The sequence below is a fragment of the Mucilaginibacter hurinus genome, assembly GCF_003324525.1.
Classification (GTDB): domain Bacteria; phylum Bacteroidota; class Bacteroidia; order Sphingobacteriales; family Sphingobacteriaceae; genus Mucilaginibacter; species Mucilaginibacter hurinus.
This window is the reverse complement of the sequence record NZ_QGDC01000007.1, coordinates 113,140-133,828: the sequence shown is the minus strand read 5'-3', so window position 1 is coordinate 133,828 and position 20,689 is coordinate 113,140. Positions and strand designations below refer to the sequence as shown.

At 43.7% G+C, this 20,689-nt stretch carries 21 protein-coding genes; 11 read left to right on the top strand and 10 right to left on the bottom strand.

Going from position 1 to position 20,689, the window contains the following annotated elements:
• Positions 1-13: 13 nt before the first annotated feature.
• From DJ568_RS13410 to hemC, 4 genes are all read right to left on the bottom strand, one after another.
• A complete protein-coding gene (locus DJ568_RS13410; RefSeq protein WP_114005798.1) occupies positions 14-886 on the bottom strand; it encodes a sensor histidine kinase in 873 nt (290 codons plus the stop codon).
• 92 nt (positions 887-978) lie between these two features.
• On the bottom strand, positions 979-2,343 hold the full coding sequence (gene hemL / locus DJ568_RS13405) for a glutamate-1-semialdehyde 2,1-aminomutase (protein ID WP_114005797.1): 1,365 nt from the start codon (positions 2,341-2,343) through the stop codon (positions 979-981).
• Between the two features lie 80 nt (positions 2,344-2,423).
• Positions 2,424-3,395 (bottom strand): porphobilinogen synthase, encoded by a 972-nt coding sequence (hemB, locus tag DJ568_RS13400; protein WP_114005910.1) that lies wholly within the window; start codon positions 3,393-3,395, stop codon positions 2,424-2,426.
• A 72-nt stretch (positions 3,396-3,467) separates the two neighbouring features.
• Positions 3,468-5,054, bottom strand: a complete 1,587-nt coding sequence (gene hemC, locus DJ568_RS13395) for a hydroxymethylbilane synthase (protein WP_114005796.1) — start codon at positions 5,052-5,054, stop codon at positions 3,468-3,470.
• Between the two features lie 153 nt (positions 5,055-5,207).
• Here hemC and DJ568_RS13390 point away from each other — a divergent pair, with 153 nt between their 5' ends.
• Positions 5,208-5,696 carry a hypothetical protein gene (locus tag DJ568_RS13390; RefSeq protein ID WP_114005795.1) on the top strand — a complete coding sequence of 163 codons (489 nt, stop codon included), beginning with the start codon at positions 5,208-5,210 and terminating at the stop codon, positions 5,694-5,696.
• Positions 5,697-5,698: 2 nt separating this feature from the next.
• Here DJ568_RS13390 and DJ568_RS13385 read toward each other — a convergent pair whose 3' ends face one another.
• A complete protein-coding gene (locus DJ568_RS13385) occupies positions 5,699-6,700 on the bottom strand; it encodes an MBL fold metallo-hydrolase (RefSeq protein ID WP_114005909.1) in 1,002 nt (333 codons plus the stop codon).
• Between the two features lie 165 nt (positions 6,701-6,865).
• Positions 6,866-7,240: a DoxX family protein gene (locus tag DJ568_RS13380; RefSeq protein ID WP_114005794.1), complete on the bottom strand. Its 375-nt coding sequence runs from the start codon at positions 7,238-7,240 to the stop codon at positions 6,866-6,868.
• Positions 7,241-7,398: 158 nt separating this feature from the next.
• Between DJ568_RS13380 and hemA the strand changes: the two genes are divergently transcribed.
• From hemA to DJ568_RS13350, 6 genes are all read left to right on the top strand, one after another.
• Positions 7,399-8,625, top strand: coding sequence for a glutamyl-tRNA reductase (gene hemA / locus DJ568_RS13375; protein ID WP_114005793.1), 1,227 nt, complete (start codon positions 7,399-7,401; stop codon positions 8,623-8,625).
• Between the two features lie 136 nt (positions 8,626-8,761).
• Positions 8,762-9,175, top strand: a complete 414-nt coding sequence (locus DJ568_RS13370; RefSeq protein ID WP_114005792.1) for a lipocalin-like domain-containing protein — start codon at positions 8,762-8,764, stop codon at positions 9,173-9,175.
• 118 nt (positions 9,176-9,293) lie between these two features.
• Entirely contained in the window at positions 9,294-10,079 is a 786-nt protein-coding gene (locus DJ568_RS13365) for a HipA family kinase (RefSeq protein WP_114005791.1), read from the top strand.
• Positions 10,045-10,443, top strand: a complete 399-nt coding sequence (locus DJ568_RS13360) for a DUF3037 domain-containing protein (RefSeq protein ID WP_317047547.1) — start codon at positions 10,045-10,047, stop codon at positions 10,441-10,443. The genes DJ568_RS13365 and DJ568_RS13360 overlap by 35 nt, the downstream gene beginning before the upstream one ends.
• A gap of 80 nt (positions 10,444-10,523) precedes the next feature.
• Entirely contained in the window at positions 10,524-11,393 is an 870-nt protein-coding gene (locus tag DJ568_RS13355) for an HAEPLYID family protein (RefSeq protein ID WP_114005789.1), read from the top strand.
• Between the two features lie 272 nt (positions 11,394-11,665).
• Positions 11,666-12,187, top strand: a complete 522-nt coding sequence (locus DJ568_RS13350) for a hypothetical protein (protein ID WP_114005788.1) — start codon at positions 11,666-11,668, stop codon at positions 12,185-12,187.
• Between the two features lie 119 nt (positions 12,188-12,306).
• On the opposite strand, the gene DJ568_RS13345 is transcribed toward DJ568_RS13350, so the two are convergent.
• The gene (locus DJ568_RS13345; protein WP_114005787.1) at positions 12,307-14,043 is read right to left on the bottom strand and encodes a thiamine pyrophosphate-dependent enzyme; all 1,737 of its coding nucleotides are present in this window, start codon (positions 14,041-14,043) and stop codon (positions 12,307-12,309) included.
• Positions 14,044-14,132: 89 nt separating this feature from the next.
• Between DJ568_RS13345 and DJ568_RS13340 the strand changes: the two genes are divergently transcribed.
• Positions 14,133-14,843: an energy transducer TonB gene (locus DJ568_RS13340; protein WP_114005786.1), complete on the top strand. Its 711-nt coding sequence runs from the start codon at positions 14,133-14,135 to the stop codon at positions 14,841-14,843.
• On the opposite strand, the gene ispG is transcribed toward DJ568_RS13340, so the two are convergent.
• Positions 14,836-16,929: a (E)-4-hydroxy-3-methylbut-2-enyl-diphosphate synthase gene (ispG, locus tag DJ568_RS13335; protein WP_114005785.1), complete on the bottom strand. Its 2,094-nt coding sequence runs from the start codon at positions 16,927-16,929 to the stop codon at positions 14,836-14,838. The genes DJ568_RS13340 and ispG overlap by 8 nt on opposite strands.
• 96 nt (positions 16,930-17,025) lie before the next feature.
• On the opposite strand from ispG, the gene DJ568_RS13330 reads away from it, so the two are divergent.
• Genes DJ568_RS13330 through DJ568_RS13320 form a run of 3 tightly spaced genes read left to right on the top strand, consistent with a single transcriptional unit; the run spans position 17,026 to position 18,490 of the window.
• Positions 17,026-17,853 carry a hypothetical protein gene (locus DJ568_RS13330; RefSeq protein ID WP_114005784.1) on the top strand — a complete coding sequence of 276 codons (828 nt, stop codon included), beginning with the start codon at positions 17,026-17,028 and terminating at the stop codon, positions 17,851-17,853.
• 11 nt (positions 17,854-17,864) lie between these two features.
• On the top strand, positions 17,865-18,149 hold the full coding sequence (locus DJ568_RS13325; protein WP_114005783.1) for an RDD family protein: 285 nt from the start codon (positions 17,865-17,867) through the stop codon (positions 18,147-18,149).
• Positions 18,150-18,163: 14 nt separating this feature from the next.
• Positions 18,164-18,490: an RDD family protein gene (locus tag DJ568_RS13320; RefSeq protein ID WP_158534934.1), complete on the top strand. Its 327-nt coding sequence runs from the start codon at positions 18,164-18,166 to the stop codon at positions 18,488-18,490.
• A 108-nt stretch (positions 18,491-18,598) separates the two neighbouring features.
• Here DJ568_RS13320 and DJ568_RS13315 read toward each other — a convergent pair whose 3' ends face one another.
• Together DJ568_RS13315 and DJ568_RS13310 are read right to left on the bottom strand one after the other, a co-directional pair.
• Positions 18,599-19,642: a hypothetical protein gene (locus DJ568_RS13315; RefSeq protein WP_114005781.1), complete on the bottom strand. Its 1,044-nt coding sequence runs from the start codon at positions 19,640-19,642 to the stop codon at positions 18,599-18,601.
• A 59-nt stretch (positions 19,643-19,701) separates the two neighbouring features.
• Positions 19,702-20,592 (bottom strand): class I SAM-dependent methyltransferase, encoded by an 891-nt coding sequence (locus tag DJ568_RS13310; protein WP_114005780.1) that lies wholly within the window; start codon positions 20,590-20,592, stop codon positions 19,702-19,704.
• Positions 20,593-20,689 lie beyond the last annotated feature (97 nt).

Sequence of the window (20,689 nt, the reverse complement as noted above, 5' to 3'; positions counted from 1 at the left end):
TTTTTAATTTTATTTATCCGAATACAACTTCAAATATGCTTCCAGCCGGCTTGTTATCCTTTACCCTTATGGTTGCTTCGTGTTTATCAAGTACTTGTTTAACTATATAAAGTCCCAGTCCTGTCCCTTTTGTGTTACGTGTATCTTCACTGCCTACACGGTAAAACTTATCAAAAATACGTGCTTTTTCGGCATCCGCTATACCTATACCGCGATCTGCCACCTGGAAATGCACCTTCCCTTCTTTTTTAAATAGTTTTACCTCAAGCGCTTCGCACGGCCGCGAATATTTCACCGCATTTTCAATAAGGTTGGTTACCACAGATGTTAAAGCAAATTTATCACCGGTTATTTCAATTTTCGGCTCTATCTCGGCATTTATTATCTGCTGGTTCCCGTCGCACTTACTAATCTGCAACCGGTTAACAATATTATCAACCAGGTTGCTTAAGTTAAAACTCGCCTTAGGGAACGTGTATGAACTGTTATCTATTTTGGATGCCAGTAACATGTTTTCCACCATGTCATCCAGCCGTTCAATGTCCGTTAACGATTTTTCAATAAAATCAAGTACCTGGGCCTTAGTTAACGATTCGCGCTTCTGAATAGTTTGCAGCAATAACTTAATTGATGCCAGGGGCGATTTTAACTCGTGCGTAACAGACAGCAGGAAATTCTTTTTCTGCTCTTGTAATTTACGCTCCTTGTTTAATGATCTATGCAGGTAAAAGGCACCGAGAAAAAAAACCGCGAAAAAAATGGACCCCTCGCCCAGTATCATGCCCATGCGGTTGGGCTGTAATATAACCAGCATATAACCCCACCATATCAATTCGGCTACCGCGTAGATAATAAGGGTGTAAAAAATGATAATGGTTTTTTTCATAACTGGCGAATAGTACCAAGCTGCAAATTTAGCTAATCATTTATCTTTTATTTATCATTTTTCTGCGGCCGCCCAGCGGGTGTACCCCGCTGTTATTGCCTGAAAACCAGGTCGAGACTTTCAAAAATTGCGCGCTTGGCTTTTTCCAGGTCAGTTTTGGTGTGTGCCGATGATATAAAACCCACCTCGTAACCGGAAGGCCCCAGGTAAATGCCTCTGTTAAGCAACTCGCGGTGCATTTTTTTAAATTTTTCCATACTCGCCGGATCAATATCATCTGCACTGCAAATATCCTTATCAGTAAAGGCAAACCAGAATATTGAACCAATAGTAAACACCTTAAATTTATAATTGCGGGCCGACGCAAAACGCTGAATAGCCTGAGTAAATTCTTCGGCTTTGTTATGCAGATCGCGGTAAAAGCCATTGCGTAGCAACTCGGTTAACTGTGCTATACCCGCCCCCATTGCTACCGGGTTGCCTGATAACGTACCTGCCTGGTAAACCTGCCCCTCGGGTGAAACGTTGCCCATAATTGCAGCAGATGCGCCATAGGCACCTACCGGCATACCGCCGCCTATAATTTTACCGTAAGTAATTATATCAGGCTGTATCTTATAATATCCTGCCGCGCCTTCAAAACCTATGCGGAAGCCGGATATCACTTCATCAAATATCAGCAAGGCACCGTTTTGGGTACATATGTCACGCAAAAATTCCAGATATTCCTTGTTTTGCAAAAGCAAGCCATTGTTAGCCGGTACCGGTTCAATTATAACAGCAGCAACTTGGTTTTTAAAATCATCAAATGCCTTTTGCAGGGCAGTTTTATCATTTAAACCCACTACTATAGTTTCATCAGCGAACGCCTTTGGCACCCCTGCCGACGAGGTTTCGCCAAATGTAACCAAGCCTGACCCGGCTTTTACAAGCAATGAATCAGAGTGACCGTGGTAACAACCCTCAAATTTTATTATTTTATCACGCTTTGTATATCCACGGGCCAACCTGATTGCCGACATAACCGCCTCAGTACCTGAGCTTACAAAACGTATCTTTTCAATGTATTTATTATTCTTTAGGATGAGTTCAGCCAATTCATTCTCTAGCGCGGTTGGCGCACCAAAAGACATGCCGTTCTGGATAACTTCAACCACTTTTTCCCGCACTTTGACATTGTTGTGCCCAAGGATAAGCGGCCCCCATGAACAGCAAAAATCAATAAACTCGTTGCCGTCTGCATCCCAAATATGGCTCCCATCGCCCCGTTGAATAAATAATGGTGTACCATGCACCGACTTAAATGCCCGCACGGGTGAATTCACTCCACCGGGGAAATAAGTTTTGGCTTTCTCATATAATTCAGCAGATTTTTCCCTGCTTATGTCGGGTTTACTTGACGTATTAACCGGCAAATCATCTTCTCCTGAAAATATCTTTTTTATTGAATCGAACATTTTATAAAGTCAAAAAATTGAAATTCAAAATTCACAAAACATGCTTTTTTCTATAAAAGCACTTTTTGAATTCGAGTTACCTAAAGCCACTTATTTTCCAGTACTTCCCTGGCATGATATGTTAGTATTGCGGTAGCACCTGCCCGCCTTATACTTGTAAGCACTTCGCTTACCGCCCGCTGCTCATTTAGCCAGCCGCGTTGTACAGCTGCCTTCAGCATAGCGTACTCACCACTAACATTATATGCAGCTACAGGTAATTGGGTGTTGTCTTTCACCAGTTTTATTACATCAAGATAAGATAAAGCAGGCTTCACCATCAAAAAGTCAGCGCCTTCTGCTTCATCAAACCTGGCTTCTATTAATGCTTCCTGCTGGTTGGCAGGATTCATTTGGTATGTCTTTTTATCGCCGAATTTAGGCGCTGAGTTAAGCGCGTCTCTAAACGGACCATAAAAAGCGCTTGCATATTTAGCCGAGTACGACATGATGGATACATGTTTAAAGCCATGATCGTCAAGCATAGTACGCAGGTGACCCACTCGCCCGTCCATCATATCAGAGGGGGCAATGATATCTGCTCCGGCCTGCGCCTGTGCAAGCGTCATTTTACCTAACACCTCCAGGGTTTCGTCATTTAAAATTTCACCATTTTCTACTATCCCATCATGCCCATCGCTGCTGTAAGGATCCATTGCCACGTCGGTAATTACACAAGCTTCCGGAAAATGCTTTTTTACTTCGCGTATCGCTCGCAAATACAATCCTTCTTCCCGGTGGCTCTCCGTAGCGTACTTATCTTTCAGTGCTTCGTCAATATTCGGAAACAGGTCAAATGCGTTAAGGCCAAGCTTCAGGCAGCTTTCAATTTCCCGCAGTAAGTTATCAATGCTGTAACGGTAAATGCCCGGCATCGAGGCCACTTCGGTTTTCTGGTTATCGCCATCAATAATAAATAGCGGAAATATAAGGTTGGCCGCACTAACATGCGTTTCCTGCACCATCTGGCGGATGGCTTCACTTTTACGGTTTCTTCGTGGTCGTTGTAGCATAAAACCCTCCATCCCCTTCAGGGGGAGCCTTTGAAAATATTTATAGATGATCAATTCAACCCGGATTAGTTATTATGAGTTCAGGGTTATCCCAAATACCGCTTCCGCAAGCCCTATTTCGTCTGGCGAGAAAGGCAGCACATAGGGTACACCCATATCTTCGAATTTCTTTCCGGTCGACTTACCTATTGCAATTATTTTTTGATGCGGATCAAGCAGGTTGTCAGCAAAGTATGCGTCGACGTTTGACGGGCTGGTAAATACCAGCACATCCGCCCCGCTTGGGGCTACCTGCTCTTCCAATACAGTTTCATATACCGGCAGGTCAATTATTTTTGTATCAGCCGACAGACCCTGGTGTATACTGCGCATCGGGCTTGCGGCGCCGGGGAATGTTACCGTTGTACCGTTAGCCAGTTTAGCAAACTCAGCAGCAACATCGGTCGTATCTGTACCCTCGCCGGTGTATTCGGCAAAATAGCCGTTCCGCCGCAGAGCATCCTCCGATCCTGAACCCATTACGCCAAATTTCACCTTTTTTGGCAGTTGTGGCTTCAACTTAAAAAAGTACTCCACTGCATTTTTGCTGGTGAAAAATATCCAGTCGGTGTTACGTAGTATAAACGGGTCCAGCCTGGTGATCACTGCTACTGTACGTATCAATGAGCGTGCTTCAACCTCTATATTATTTTTCTCAAGTGCTTTGCGGAAATAACTATTTTCAAATACCTCACGGGAGATGAATACTTTCGCAGGCATCTTACGCGACTTATCAAACCTGGCCACTACCTTTTCGGCAAGGCCCACCGTGGTGTCAGCCTCTAAAAATAGCCGGTCAGGAAAACCTTCCCCGGTATCGGCTTTTGACGTAAACACCTGGAATTTACCATCATCTTTACGGCAATAAACTCCCAGAGGTAAATGGCAGCCGCCGCCGAAAAGTTTAAGTACATTACGCTCTACAGCCAATGCTTCGGCCACGTCTGCGTGGTGCAGGGCTTGCAGGGTTTGGTATAGGTCAGCATCACTTTGGCGTATCTGTATAGCCAATACACCCTGTGCCGGTGCGGGTATAAGTTCAGTAGGTGTTAGTTCTTCTACGTGAAACTCACTCAGGTCAATCCCCAGGCGCGTCACACCTGCCTTGGCCAGCATAATAGCGTCGTAATCTTCGTCCCGCAGCTTGCCTATGCGTGTGGGTACGTTTCCGCGCAAATCGTCAATTTCCAGGTCAGGCCGTACCGCAAGCAACTGCGCCCGCCTGCGGTTAGACGACGTGCCAACCATCCCACCATATTTTACCGATAGTTTTTGGCGAACATCTACGCAGTCTTTTAATATAATAAGCAATTCGGCAGGGTCCTCACGCTCAGATACTGCCGCTATTACCAACCCCGGGGGATTTTCGGTGGGCAGATCTTTATGTGAATGTACGGCTATATCAATAGTTCCGGCAAGCAGTTCTTCTTCCAGTTCCTTGGTAAAAAAACCCTTGCCTTCCAGTTTATCAAAACTTAGATTGAGTATACGATCGCCCTGGGTTTTTATAATTTTTAGTTCGGCGTTAACATTAATAGCAGCCAGGCTGTCTTTTACAAAATTGGCCTGCCACAGTGCCAATTCGCTTCCGCGTGTTCCTATAATAAGTGTCCTGTCCAAAATAAGTTAATGTATTTGCTGCAAATTTAGGTTTTTAATAACATCATTTAGTGATTAATTAATGTTATGAAAGTTGGGTGACTTTGATAGAGCCGCGGTTTCAGCCGAAGCGTACCCGTTTTTTTTACGCGTATAAACACTACTTTAGATGACATGAAGGTTAACAACATCGCTTTCATGTTGATTATGTTTTGTGCAGCCTGTGTACATCCCGGCAACGAGGACCTTAATAAAATGCTGCGGACAAAAGCGCAGCAGTATCTGAAAACGCAATTGACGGATTCCTCCTTTTACCATCCGGTGAGCTTTAGTTCGCCAGACAGTATTATGTACTCATACCTTAATGATGTAGTGTACTTACAATATGACGACTCGGTGAGCGAAGTTGAAGCTACCCGCTTCAGGGAGATGGGTGAAAACTTCGCGCTATATAAACAACGTGAAAAAACAGGTTATTACAATAGCCGCCTGGCTTACTTTAAAGGCAAACGCGACAGCGTAGCCAATACTATAGAGCCCGACTTTGCAGGCTATAACCTTGAGCATCAATTTAAAACCGTCAGTTCAACCGGAGACAGCGTAATAAGAAAGTATATATTTTGCTTTGATAAAAATGGCAACTTATTTAATGTTATAAAGTAGCATCAGCCGCTTAAATACTTTTTCCACCATAATGAATTGTAAGGACTATCTGCTTCAGTAGGTTTACCTGGTTCGGGCATGAATAACGCAATGCTTTTATCATCAGCAATATTCAGCAGTTTTTCGGCAGGCTCAAACCAGGCATGCGGCGCCAGGTTAAATGTACCCCAGTGTATGGGCATCATCATTTTACCTTTTAATGCTATATGCGCGTCAGCAGCATTGGCCGGCCCCATGTGTATATCCGGCCAGTAACGCCCGTACGCGCCCACTTCTAGCATTGTAAGATCAAACGGCCCGAATTGTTCGCCAATGACCTTAAAATCGGGCGAGGGACCAGAATCAGCGCCAAAAAACACACTATGCCGGGGCCCTTCTATCACCCATGATGACCATAACGTTTCGTTACGATTAAACATGCTACGGCCTGAAAAATGCCTTGCAGGCGTAGCCGTTATTTTTATCTCGCCGCCGATTACGGCAGCGTCGCCCCAGTTTAACTCAGTTATCAGCGATGCTTTGATTCCCCATTTCCGCAGATGTTTCCCTACACCTTCTGAGCAATAAAAAGGCACGCCGGCGTGTGCAAAATATTTCACTGTCCCCTCGTCCAGGTGGTCGTAATGATCATGCGACTGTATAATAGCATCCAGTGCCGGGAGCTGGTGCAGCGCTAATGGTGGTTTAAAAAAACGCTTAGGCCCTATTGACTGGGAAAAGGATACCCTATCGCTCCAAACCGGATCAGTAAGTATGCGTTTACCGTCAATTTCTATTAACAAACTGGAATGACCCACCCAGGTGATGCGCAAGTTGCTAACCGGCGGCATTTGGTAAACGGCTAAATCCGTCTTAAACGGTCCTATAGTTTTCTTAGGTCTATTTTCTGCCTTGTTTAACAGATATTCTTTCAATATCGGGCCAAGCCGGTCAAAGCCTGCAGCATCGGTGGGTATAGTGTTCAGGTATTTCTTACCTGCCTTTTTAGCCTGTTGTATACTCATTTGCATTGGAGTATTTAATATCATTAAAATTACATGATTGTTTTGCATTTACACCAACGTTGCAATTGCGTGACGTAGAACGAGGCCTATGCACTTCTGTTAGTAAAAGGATTTTTATCAGACACACATTATTACTATCATCTACCTAAAAGAAGGTGTGCCCTTTTATACCGGTTTTGTATACCACCATGCCCATAAAATAAGTACCGGTTGTATTAACACCAGTCTAACCCATGCTAAAACCGGCGTTACCGTTATCCTACCCACTTGCAACGGCGCATCCTCTATCATGGCAATGTGTACAGGCAAAAAAGCTACAAGCATTATTATAATACCCCATGCAGCTAATCGCCTGGTTAAAGGTATTAACAGCAGTATGGCTAGCAATATTTCAAAACCGCCGGCCAGCAGGTTTAGCGTATGATGTGCCGGCAAATAATCAGGTATAATTTTCAGGTACCCGTCAGGATGGATGAAGTGATTGATGCCGGCCAGCATGTAAACCATAAACATGATGATCATGCATGTATTTTTAATCATTGTATTAGGCTATTTGAGTTTGGGAAGATAGTTTTAATCCATGCGCAATCGATAAATTCAACCTATTTATAATTATTCTAAATACTCCTGTTTGACAAAGGGTTGACAATGCAGCTACTTTATCCTCTTATTTTTGTTGGGTTAAAATTTAAACTGCTTTGAAGTATTTAAAGGTACTAGCTTTTACGCATAAACAGATTGAGCTGAAGGAATTGGGGAAATTGGTTATCTGCCAGGAGGACCTTAACGCTAAGCTTCAACAGGTTAAATTACATTTTGGCATATCTGAGCTTTTTTATCTTGCTACCTGTAACAGGGTGGAATTTGTGATGGCCACAACACAGCAGGTAGATAAAGCATTTGCTGAAAAATTTATTTCGTTTTTAAACATGGGCCTGTGTTCGCATTACCTGGGCACATTTATGAATGCAGCATCCATTTATGAAGACCGTGAGGCGCTAAATCACCTTTTGCGCACATCGTGTTCGCTGGAGAGCCTTGTAGTTGGCGAAAAAGAAATCCTGGCACAGTTGCGCAAGGCTTATGAAAAAGGCAAGGAAGCTGGCCTTACAGGAGATTATTTAAGGATGGTGATGAACTGCGTCGTCAAGACTGCTAAAGAAGTTTACACCCACACCAACATCTCCAAAAACCCCATCTCGGTAGTATCCCTCGCCTACCGCAAGTTAAAAGACCTAAAACTTTGCTCAAACGCCCGCATCCTTATTATAGGTGCCGGCGAAACCAACCGAAACATCAGCAAGTACCTGCAAAAGCATAAGTTTAGCAATTTTGTGATATTTAACCGCACCATTGCCAAAGCGCAGTTGCTTGCTGCTGACCTTAATGGTGAGGCACACGGCCTGAAGGAGCTAAAAGCGTATAAGGGTGGTTTTGACGTTATTATAACCTGCACATCAGCAACGGAGCCCATTATTACCCCTGAGATATATACATCGCTGCTTGCCGGCGAAACAGGCCGCAAAACTATTGTCGATCTGGCTATACCTAATGATACCGCGCCGGAAGTACTTGAGCAGTATCCCGTAAACTTTATTGAAGTTCACTCCCTGAATGAAGTAGCTAAAAGAAACCTGCAGGAACGTTACTGTGAACTGGTACATGCCGAAGCCATCATTGACCAAAATATTACTGAGTTTTTACTACAGCTAAAACAGCGGCGTGTTGAAATTGCCATGCGCAAAGTACCCGAAAAGATAAAAGAGATACGCAGCACTGCCCTTAATACCGTTTTTGTTGACGAAGTGCAAGGTCTTGACGAGCAATCACGCGAGATACTTGAAAAAGTGATCAACTACATGGAGAAAAAATATATCAGCGTACCTATGGTAATGGCTAAGGATATATTAATAAGAGAGAATTAATCGTCTTTTTCTTATTCCTGCGTTAGCTAAATTTCTTTTGCTAATATTACATCTTCAACAAAATCCAATATGTTGAAGGCTCTTGTCACGCTTCGAAACTCAATCCGGATCTGTGGGATTTACCACATAAACATTGATGAAACGTATACCCCTTATATTGCTTATAACGCTTACCTGCTTTACAGCTAACGCGCAAAATATTATGCTGCCGGCAAAAACGGTAGAAACCCTTTTATGCAAAAAATGGCAATCGCACTATGCCACATTAGGCGGAAAAAAAATCACACCACAGCCCGGCACAGAAATGGTATCCGCCGAGTTTAAACGCAATAAAACATTTATCGTTAGCGATGATGAGGCTGTTGAGAATGGCCACGGCACATGGTATTACGATCAAAAGAGAAAGCTTATCACGTTAACCATAGGCGGCGAAAAACGCATGAATATTATCTCGCTTACAAAGGATCAGTTGATATTTACAGTAATTCCCGGTGAGGGTTTACCAAGCGATGTTGCAGACATAAAGGTGGTTTGCAAACCCAAACGATAGTGTCAAACCCGCAACTTCTGAAAGAGATAATAAATTTCACTTTTTCTTTAATTGCCTTTTCCTTGGTGGGATTTTGGTCGGAGCTCTTATTCACTACAAAAAATCATAAATTTGCCGCATGTCAGCAGCAGCGCAGCCCGAACTACGTACCGTTAACGTTATCCGTTATGTTACGCCTTTGCGCGAAGGCGGTTCGCTGCCGGCAATTGCCGAGGCTGATGACGAGTTTTTGTATGTACTTAAATTCCGTGGCGCGGGTCAGGGTGTAAAAGCATTAATTGCCGAACTCCTCGGCGGTGAAATTGCACGGGCACTCGGCGTAAAAATACCTGAACTGGTGTTTGCCAATTTAGATAATGCTTTTGGTCAGTCGGAAGGTGAAGAAGAGATACAGGACTTGCTAAAAGCCAGCGTAGGGCTTAACCTGGCATTGCATTACCTGCAGGGCGCCATTACTTACGATCCGGTAGTTACTGTGCCTGATGCCGCCCTTGCTTCAAAAATAGTTTGGCTGGATTGCCTGCTTACCAACGTTGATCGTACCGCGCGCAATACCAATATGCTGATGTGGCATAAAGAGCTGTGGCTGATAGACCACGGTGCTGCACTTTACTTTCATCACTCATGGGACAACTGGAAGGAACAGGCGCTGCGCCCCTTTACTTTGATCAAAGATCACGTATTACTCCCTTATGCCACCCAGTTGCAGGAAGCGAATGACGCATGTAAGGCCATACTTACCGAAGACTGCATACGGGGTATTGCCAACCTTATACCTGGTGATTGGCTTGGCGAAAAGCCGGACGATAATCGGGAAGTTTACGTTCAATTTTTATTAACGCGTTTAGGCGCCTCAGATGTATTTGTAAATGAAGCACAACATGCCCGATCAGCATATATTTGAGTACGCTGTTATCCGCGTTGTGCCAAGGGTAGAACGTGAAGAATTTTTAAATGTAGGAGTTATCCTTTTTTGCTCAAAACAGAAGTTTTTAAAGTTTATATACAAGCTTGACGAACCACGCCTGCTTGCTCTTTCGCCTGAACTGGATATTGGCGAACTACGTAAAAATATCGAAGCTTTCGACCATATAGCTGCGGGGAGCGCACAAGGCGGCCCTATCGCTAAACTTGATGCCGCGTCTCGTTTCCGCTGGCTTACCGCAGCCCGTAGTACGGTTGTACAAGCCTCAAAAGTACATCCGGGGCTATGTAAAGGTAACGCCGGCGAAAAACTGCAACGACTGTTTACGCAACTGGTACTTTAATGTTAAAATGTGTTAAAAATAGGTGTTTAAACAGCATATTAATATGTAAAGGATAGTTTTGCAGCTAAAAGCTGTTTTGCATGATTGATAATAAAATATACCCTTTACTACTGTTAATCCTCCCTCTTTTTTACTGTGCTGATGCCGTCGCGCAAACCGGGTACGATGCCAATGAAACACTAGATAGCATTTACATTAACGAAGTTGAGGATAAACAGGAACCCGACAAGGTACTGCATGCCGAACCGTTGTACATTGACCTGATACGCGACCTGGGTGCGCGCAAAGGCGAGCGTGAATGGAATGTTGGGCTCGGACTAAAAGACAATAACACCTACGATGAGTATACCGCCCTTGTTGAATACGAGTTTGCCCCTATAAACCGCTTAGGATTTGAAGTTGAACTGCCCTTTTCTTTTTATTACCCCACTGCAAACGGCATTGCAGCGCCCGGTAGTAAGCTTAACAGCCTAAAGTTAGCTACTCAATATTCATTCTTTGTTTCTGATAAAATAAAGACGAGTATGGCGTTGGGTTATATACAGGAATTTGAGTTATCCGACTTTAGAAACTACGGAAAAGAAAAGCTATTTACCGGCAAAGTTTATAATCCCTTTTTCGTAGCTGCAAAAAGACTGGGCCAAAACTTCCATACACTTCTTTATACCGGGCCACAATTTATACATCATAACAATCACGCGGTAACTACAAATTGGCAAATAAACAGCAGCTTTCACTACATGATTACCGGCACCCGGAACTTTATAGGGATCGAGTTTAACAAAGAAGTACGCAAATCAGATTTTGATATGACTATACGACCCCAGATGCGTGTAAGTGTAGCAGATAATCTACTGATCGGCATCGTTACAGGTATCCCGATTAAACGCGAAAGTGAACGATTCAGCACTTTTTTGCGGCTGATTTACGAGCCTGCCCACAAGCATTAGATCTGCCTGCGTATAACCTCCTAAAATCAGCAATTAATTTCACGGTGTGCACCATTTGTTAAAGCTCTAATATTCTTTAAGTTATAAAAACTTAAACGAAATTTTGCACTAACTAAAACTAAAAATCATGTATTTGTTAAAACATTTATTTAACCAATATGTTATTTCTGCATTCCGGATAACACTGTGTACCGACTAGTGCATAGTTAGATACTGCGCGGTGGAAATGTGGAATATAAAGTCGGGGCCGCCCGCATATACTATATACCTATATGAAAACATTTACATTTATATCCTCAATTTGCCTTTTTGCGGCATTCACATCATCATGCAAAAATGACGTCGTATCCCAAAAGCTTTATTATGGCACTTACGAGAGCAGCAACAAATGCGTTAAAGAGTACGTTGAAGTATTAAATGACGGTAGATACCGCTATAAATTTATGCAGGATGACAAGCCGGTTTTTACTTACGAGGACACTTACCAGCTTGAAGTAGACAGTACAACCAGCAAACATAATGTATATATCGTTTTCAACAATTGGAAAAAGGCATTTAATCTTAATTACAAAGCTAACTTATTAAGTAATTGCCGGGGTGCCTCACTTGATAAGAATATTATAAATCAAGGTGATGCCGTTTATTTTCAGTTACAAAACGAAGACGGCAATTTTTTTGGCAATTCAAAAGAATTGGTGATACAAAGGCACCCGGACTATGCTCAATTTAATTTCAAGAAAGTTAAAAATGAAGTGGCCGACTCAGAGGCAAGGTCAAGCTACCATATGCCTTAACATTACATTTTATCGCTAAGTAACCTATTAAAGCCCCCGACATATTGCTTTAAACACAAACATGGCTATCAATCACCTCTCCTTTTGAGCGGGTGATTGATAGCTATTTATCTACAGCGTTACAACAGGTCCTTCAAGTGCTTATAATTGGCTTTAACGGTATCTTTTACTTCATCCATGCGGCCGCTAAGCATCAACTTAGCCATGGAAAGAGCCATGCCTTTTACCTGTTCAAATTCCACTTTTGGCGGCATTGCCAGTGCGTTAGGGTCAGTCATTATATTTATCAGCGCAGGGCCGTCGTGTTCAAAAGCGGCTTTTAATGTCGGCCGCACTTCACCTGCGTCGCGTACAGTGTAACCCTGTATGCCCATAGCCTGTGCCACCAAGGCAAAATCGGGGTTAAACATATCCGTTTGCCAGTTGGGCAGCCCCGCTACTTCCATTTCCAGCTTCACCATACCCAACGAACGATTGTTAAATACAACCAGTTTAACGGGCAGTTTATATTGTGCAATAGTGGCCAAATCACCCAACAGCATGGATATGCCTCCATCACCGCATAAGGCAATCACTTGCCTGCCGGGGCAGCTAAGTGCCGCCCCGATAGCATGCGGCATAGCATTAGCCATTGAGCCGTGATTAAATGAGCCGAGCATTTTACGTTTACCGGTAGCGTTTATATACCGCGCGCCCCAAACGCAGGACATACCCGTATCCACGGTGAATATAGCGTCATCGTCAGCCAGTTCGTTTATAATGCTTGATACGTACTCGGGGTGGATATTATCAGTTTCACCGGTGTCGTCTACATAGGTTTTCATTTTAGCTTTAACTTCGGCGTAAAGTTCCAACTGTTCTCTTAAAAAGCTGTCATCATCTTTTTGGTCAACGAGGGGCAACAGTGCTTCCAGCGTATCTTTAACGGCTCCGCATAAGCCTATATCAACTTTTGCGCGACGGCCAATACGCTCAGGTTTTGTATCCAGCTGTACTATAGTGCAATCACCGGGTATAAAATTAGCATAAGGAAAGTCAGTGCCCAGCAAAAATATAAGGTCTGACTCGTGCATACTGTGATAAGCCGACGGCAAGCCCAGCAGGCCCGTCATACCAACCTCGTTAGGGTTATCATACTGTATATCCATTTTAGCCCTGAATGAATATGCTACTGTAGCGTGCAGCTTGTTCGCCAAAGCGACAACCTCGTCATGCGCACCTGCGGCGCCAATACCGCAAAACAGCGTTATTTTTTTACGTTCAGCCAATGTTGACGCCAGTAGCTGTAAATCCTCCATTGAGGGCCTGATTACCGGTACCGGGTTAAAGTTTTGCTTAGCGGTTAGTATGTCTTCCGCATCCATCCCTGTCAAATCGCCGGGTACACCCAGTACCGCCACACCTTTACGGTGCAGCGCGGCTTGTATTGCGCCTTGCAGCATCCTCGGAAATTGCTTGGCGGTACTGGCCACCTGGTTATAATAGCTGCAGTCATCAAACAGTTTAATGGTATTGGTTTCCTGGAAATAACCGGTGCCATATTCTGTTGATGCTATGGTTGATGCAATAGCAATAACGGGTGCTCCGGCCTTGTGAGCATCATACAACCCGTTTATTAAATGCACATGGCCGGGGCCGCTGCTGCCTGCACAGCAGGCCAGGCCGGTAAGTTCAGCTTCGGCGGCGGCGGCGTAGGCACCGGCTTCTTCGTGCCGAACGTGTATCCATTGTATTTTACCACTGCGTCGTACAGCATCATTTACTTCGTTTAAACTGTCGCCGGTTACGGCATAAATTCTTTTAATACCTGCGCTTACCAGCATCTCTACCAGTTGATCGGCTACATTTTTTGCCATAGCAATTTTTGTTTATATTTAAATATTACAAGGGTAACCTCTAAATCGATACTTGAGTTTTAAAAAACATCGCAACCTAACATATCAACATGCGCAATGAGATAACAAATGTCAAGCTAAGCTTTAAATGCCCTGTCAACTATGATGCCATGGCCAATACTACCGGCGGCAAATTTTGCGACCATTGTCAAAAAACGGTTTACGATTTTACTGATGCGAAAGCCGGTGTGTTCAGGCAGATATTAGCCGAAAATAACGGCAATGTATGCGGACGTTTTACCCCAGCGCAAATGAATTCCCGGCAAGTTAAGCCATTCTGGAAAAAATGGCTATCGGCGGCGATGGTATTAATTGGTATTAATTTATGGGGAGAACAAAAAGCTTTCGCTCAACATACAGGCAAACCCAGTAAACCATCTACTACCAAAAAGGGTGCACAGCCCCTTTCGTTTGCAGATACGATAACTTTAAGCGATGCAGGTACCACTAATTGCGCCGACAAAGGTCTATGGGTTGGCGTATGTGAAATTCAGCCTGAATTTCCCGGTGGAATAAAAGCCTGGCAATCGTTTTTAAAAAACCACCTTTCTACAATAAAAGGATTTAAAGGAAGGGTAATTGCCGAGTTTATGGTGGCAAAAGACGGCTCCTTAAACAACATAAAGATATTGCGTGGATTCAACGAACCGGCTAATAATGAAGTGTTACGTGTTTTAAAACTTTCTCCAAATTGGAAACCCGCTACAGTTGATGGTGAGCCTATTGAAGTACGGTACACCGTACCAATAAATTTTAAATAACAGAAGTTGCATCCTGATTACTCTGTGGCTCAATCCAGTTACCATCTTCTTTAATGATGCCGATTAGTTCATCCAACGCGTTAGCCGAAGTGATATTCTTCTTAACGGCTTGCTTGCCACGATAAAGGGTGATCTTATCTGTACCTGAGCCTACATAACCGTAGTCGGCATCGGCCATTTCGCCCGGGCCATTAACGATGCAGCCCATAATGCCTATTTTTAATCCTTTGAGGTGACTGGTTCGGCTGCGTATCATCTGTGTGGTCTCCATGAGGTCGAACAAGGTGCGGCCGCAGCTTGGGCACGATATGTATTCGGTTTTTGATATGCGTGAGCGTGTGGCCTGCAAAACACCAAATGAAGTAGAGGTTATAACATCTGCAGGCAGCTCCGGCGCGTCTATCCAAATGCCGTCTCCAAAACCATCTACCAGCAATGCACCTAAATCTGTAGCAGCATAAAGCTGTAGTTTGGTTGTAAGTTGCAAGTTGTGGGTTGCACGTTGTATGCCGTACCCAGCTTCTGTATCAGCATGTGGTTCTTGATTCCCAACTCTCAATTCCTCAAACAAATAGCTCCTTTTCACTATCACCGGCACGTCAAGCCCCAGTTCAACTAACTTAAAGAAAAAGCTACGCTGGTCGGCCATGCCATGTTCATGTGTGGTCTCTAACACAAATACAAGCGACTTGTCAAATAGTATCGAGCCGAACTCGTTTGTATCTATGTCACCTGTTTGAAGCACCACCAAGTTGAGCGACGAAGACCGGTCGGCAGCGTTGATATATTCCTGTAAAGTAAACAAGGGATGGCAAAGCGTTTTATCCGCCAATGTAAGCCAAGTGTTGTAGTTATACAACTGCTTCAGGTTGCCGGGCAGGTTAAACGATGGCAGTTCGTCAGCAAAGTACACAAAGTCGACCGACTGCTCTGCCATGTTATATTTATCAAGCACCGGCGAATATAAGTAACCGGCGGCGTTGAGTATAGCCGGATCTTTAAGGTTTGCCCTTGATAAGTCAATAACTACCCGCGGTACCATGTGCCCGCCTATAAAAGCATTGGCCTCATATGTTTCGCGGCGCTTGTAATCGTAGGGAGAGTGCGCATGGTCCATGGTCCATAGTCCATGGTCGTTTTTACTATCAGACTTTCCGATCACCTGACTTCCGGACTTTCTACGTGCGTACCGCTCCACCAGTTCAATAGCTACCGGGGCCTCATGTTCCGGCTCTTCAGTTAACGATACACGCACCGTATCACCCAGCCCATCTTCCAGCAATGTACCAATGCCTACTGCCGATTTAATACGACCATCCTCGCCATCGCCGGCCTCGGTTACACCCAGGTGCAGCGGGTAATTCATGCCCTCAGCAACCATGGTTTCCACTAGTAACCGATATGCCTGTACCATTACCTGCGGGTTACTTGATTTCATGCTTACCACCAAATTTTGGTAGTTAAGCATTTCACACATGCGTATAAATTCCATTGCCGACTCCACCATGCCCTGCGGTGTATCGCCGTAACGGCTCATGATACGGTCAGACAGTGAACCATGATTAGTACCAATACGCATGGCTGTGCCATATTCTTTACAGATATTTACCAGGGGTGTGAATTTTTGAAAAATACGTTCCAGCTCGCCCTGGTACTGGGCATCGGTATAATCGAGCTGGTCAAATTTCTTTTTATCGGCATAATTGCCCGGATTAACCCTAACCTTTTCAACTATGCGCGCCGCTACCTCGGCAGCGTTTGGTGTAAAGTGTATGTCGGCCACCAAGGGCGTATTGTAGCCACGTTGCCTGAGTTGCTTTTTTATTTCGGCAAGGTTTTGTGCCTCTTTTATGCTGGGTGCAGTAATACGCACGTACTCGCAGCCGGCCTCTATCATGCGTATAGATTGCTCCACCGTGCCTATGGTGTCCATGGTATCGGTAGTGGTCATGCTTTGTATACGAATGGGATTGCTTCCGCCAAGGGGCACATCGCCAATTTGCACCTCACGGGTTACAAAACGGGAATATTCAGTTAACGAATTACAGTAACGGCCTTGCAGCATTTTAACAGCATCAGCATCCATGCAGGAGGTAATTTTATTTATGCAAATTTAACGATTAAGTTGGGGATTATTGTTTGCTATTAGGTATTTTGGTGTGATCAAATCATAAACAGCAACATGAAACACATCTTATACGGCGTTTTTATCACATTAGTCCTTTTTGCCTGCAAAAGCAAAACAAAAGAAACGGTTGTTGATAGCCTTGTCATCTCCGAAGTCGATTCTACTTCGTTGCTGATACAAAAATTTAAACCTATTATACAAGGAGCATGGGTAAAAAGCGACTACATTAAAAAAGTAATTGTAACCTCATCGCCCTTCGCTGCTGCGGATAAGGCCACCGGAATAACGTACATTGAAATTGACACCGCCAATATAAAGGGCGAAAGGCTGGTTGCCGGTGTAAGCTACAACAACCATGAGGGTGGTGAAATAATCATAAAGTTCATAAAGGGCGAAACGCCGGAAACTATACAGGCGGACAGCGCAGAATTAGGTTACTCGGTCGAAAACGGCGATACAGTACTCACTTTAACAGAGGTTAACGATGCACATGATAAAGTAACAACCCGGTACATAAGAGCACTAAATAAACCCGGCAAAAAAACGGGAAACGGGATGGATTACCTCATTAACAAAAATTTGTTTGCCGGCAGTTATGCGATGACTGATACCATTGGTAAAGTTAGACAAGTTATACTTACAGAGAACGGGCAAATTACCGGTATAACGGGATTTCGCACATACTACGCCATGAATGATTTTATTGCCGGCCCAATGAACAACCTGGATCTGTTAATATTTAATCTTTACGCTAAAGATCAAAAGGACTATGCTTTTAAAATATCAGGAAACACGCTTAAGTTATTTGACACTGAACCTACACCCGATTCGTCGGCATTGATTACCGGAAAACTGATATATACCCTAATACGTAATAAGTAATATAGCATTATATGATTAACGTCTACTATACATTAAACATCAACGAGAAAAGTGGGCCATATACGCATGCGCAACTGATGGACATGAATATTACAACGGACACATTTATCATGTCGCCTTTAAATGAAAACTGGCAGCGTGCCGCCGAGCTGCCGGAGTTTTATATTTATTTTGAAACCCAAGGGATTTATATACCCACACGAACCAACGTGGCCAGTTTTTGGTGGCGTTTACTGGCCTACCTGATTGACTATGTGTTGTTGATTATTTTTATGGCAATAATAGGCGAATATTAGGAGTATCTACTCAATTGGTTCCGAATATTGCGTCTGATTATTATATACCGGACATAGAATTATTTTTTAGATTTTTAGCCGTACTAGCGTTTATAGCGTACCATACATTATTCGACTCACTGCCCACTCAGGGCAGCATAGGAAAAGTGATATGCAAATTGGTGGTAGTTGACGCCTCTGGCGAACGATTGTCTGCCGGAAGAGCTTTGGGAAGAAATGCCGGTAAAATCTTATCAGGACTTATTTGCTGCCTGGGTTTCTTTTGCGTTTTGTGGGATAGCCACCGGCAGGGTTTACATGATAATCTGGCCAAAACCTATGTAATAAAAAAGAAAGGATAAGTCCCGGAGCGAAGAGCCTGATAAATTTAACGGACTTGTAGTTGTTACACATTTTGCTATAAAGTAAAAAGGATGCTATTTTCATAACATCCTTTTTACTTTATAGCATTACTGATATTGTATATACATTGGTGCCGGTTTATACTTAACCAATTCAGGAGGTGTAAGCATACGGTGCGGCGCTTTCTTTAAGTCATTTTTGTAAAACAGCTTAAAACCGGTAAACTGAACCGGCTCAGGGAAGATGTGGTTACGGTAAGTACCCAACTTAAGCTCTGGTTCGCCCCAGCCGTCCATATGCATAACAAACTGCACCTCAGGACGGGTTTTTATGTTTTTGTAGTTGGTTACCATTTTATGTGTAAAACGGTGCACTACAAAAATCTTGGGTGGTAAGCCGTTCTTTTTTACCAGGTCGGCAAGGTAACCGCTCACGTAATTAATATCGGCTGCATCATAAGTGCCTATTTTTTTACCAGGCTTGGTGCCGTCTTTCATCGAAAATTCAGGGTCAATACCTAAGTGCACATTTGGCATGCTCAGGTATTTTTCAAGCAACGGCAACTCTGCCTGTATAGTGCTCAAAGCTACCTGTATATCTAAAAACACAATGGCATCAATCTTTTTCGCCATATATAAAATAGTATCAATTTGTTTAAATGGCATACGGTAACGGTATTTTCCGTCCTTACCGCCATCGCCCTGCGCAACAACAGCTATGTAATGCAGCGCCGGTTGTACCGGTGTTTTAGGGTCGGCACGTTCCCAGGCTTTTGCCTCGCCTTTTAGCTTGGCAAGCATTTGGTCTGAAGGTATCTCGCCGAGTATACCCATCTTTTTCGAAAACAGGTTACCATAAAATGCTACAACCCGTTTAAATGGCAATATAGCGCCCGGTAATGGGTAGGGAGCTTTTTTTACAGGCCATCTGCCTGTAGTATCTCCATTGGCCATACGCACCATCAATGAGTCGTACAGGGCAGTATCAAGCGGGGCACCGCCTGGTGCAGCGGTAATAGTATCGCCGCCGTTTTTAGCAGCCTTATTTGTACTATCTGCCTTACCGGCTTTGCCACTTTCGGTGCAATTAGTAAATAAAGTTAACGTGGTTAATGAAAGCAGGATTAAAAGAAAAAAGTTTTTCATTTTCATAGCGTAGAGGCGCGGGTGTTAAAATATCAAATTGATGTAAATATAAGCCAATGGTTGAGCTATTCACCTTTTATTTTACAAAACTTTCCGAATACGCCCAGCGGCAACTGCGGACCAGCAGTGGCCTGCAAATACAATTCGCCAACCTCAAGGTTTTTCACTTTGGGGTAAGCACTGCGAATCAGGTTATTAATTATAACCGATGAAAAGCCAAGTGAATATGTATTAAGTATTAGAAAATGCTCCTCAGGATCAAGCAACTGGATCACATCCCTCATCATTTCGTTTATATGATCCTCAAGCTTCCACTTTTCGCCATTGGGTCCGTGCCCATAGGCGGGCGGATCAAGTATAATGCCATTGTACTTTTTGCCGCGCTTCAGTTCGCGTTTAACAAATTTCAGCGCATCCTCAACCACCCACCGTATATCTTTTAAACCTGATAGCTCCTGGTTCTCATTAGCCCAGGTAACTACCTGCTTTATCGAATCAACGTGTGTAGTATCTGCACCGGCCGCCCTTGCTATAAGCGATGCGGCACCAGTATAGGCAAAAAGGTTTAATACTTTCGGATCAGGCGTTTTAAATTTTTTTATATTACTGCTGATGTAATCCCAATTTACTGCTTGCTCCGGAAAAATGCCCACATGTTTAAAAGAGGTTAGCCCCAGGCGGAATTTTATTGCCGCTTCGGGGTTTTTATACTCAATATGCCAGCGATCAGGTGTTTTAGGATTCTTCTTAAGCCAATCGCCATTGGTGGCCGAACGGCCTTTAAATTTGATATGATACTGCTTTTGCCACTCGCTTTCAGGCAGCGCTTTGCTCCACACTGCCTGTGGCTCAGGGCGTACCAGTATTACATTACCAAATCGCTCCAGCTTCTCAAAATCGCCGCAATCTATGAGCTCATAATCGTTCCAGTGAGTAGGTGTGAGTAATTGGATCATGGTGTTAGCGATTAGTGAGTGGTGATTAGTGAGTAGTGCCTGTTAATTTTTTGAAACAAGCTGCAAAGATAGTCATTTAGAAGTGTTGCAAAGGTAG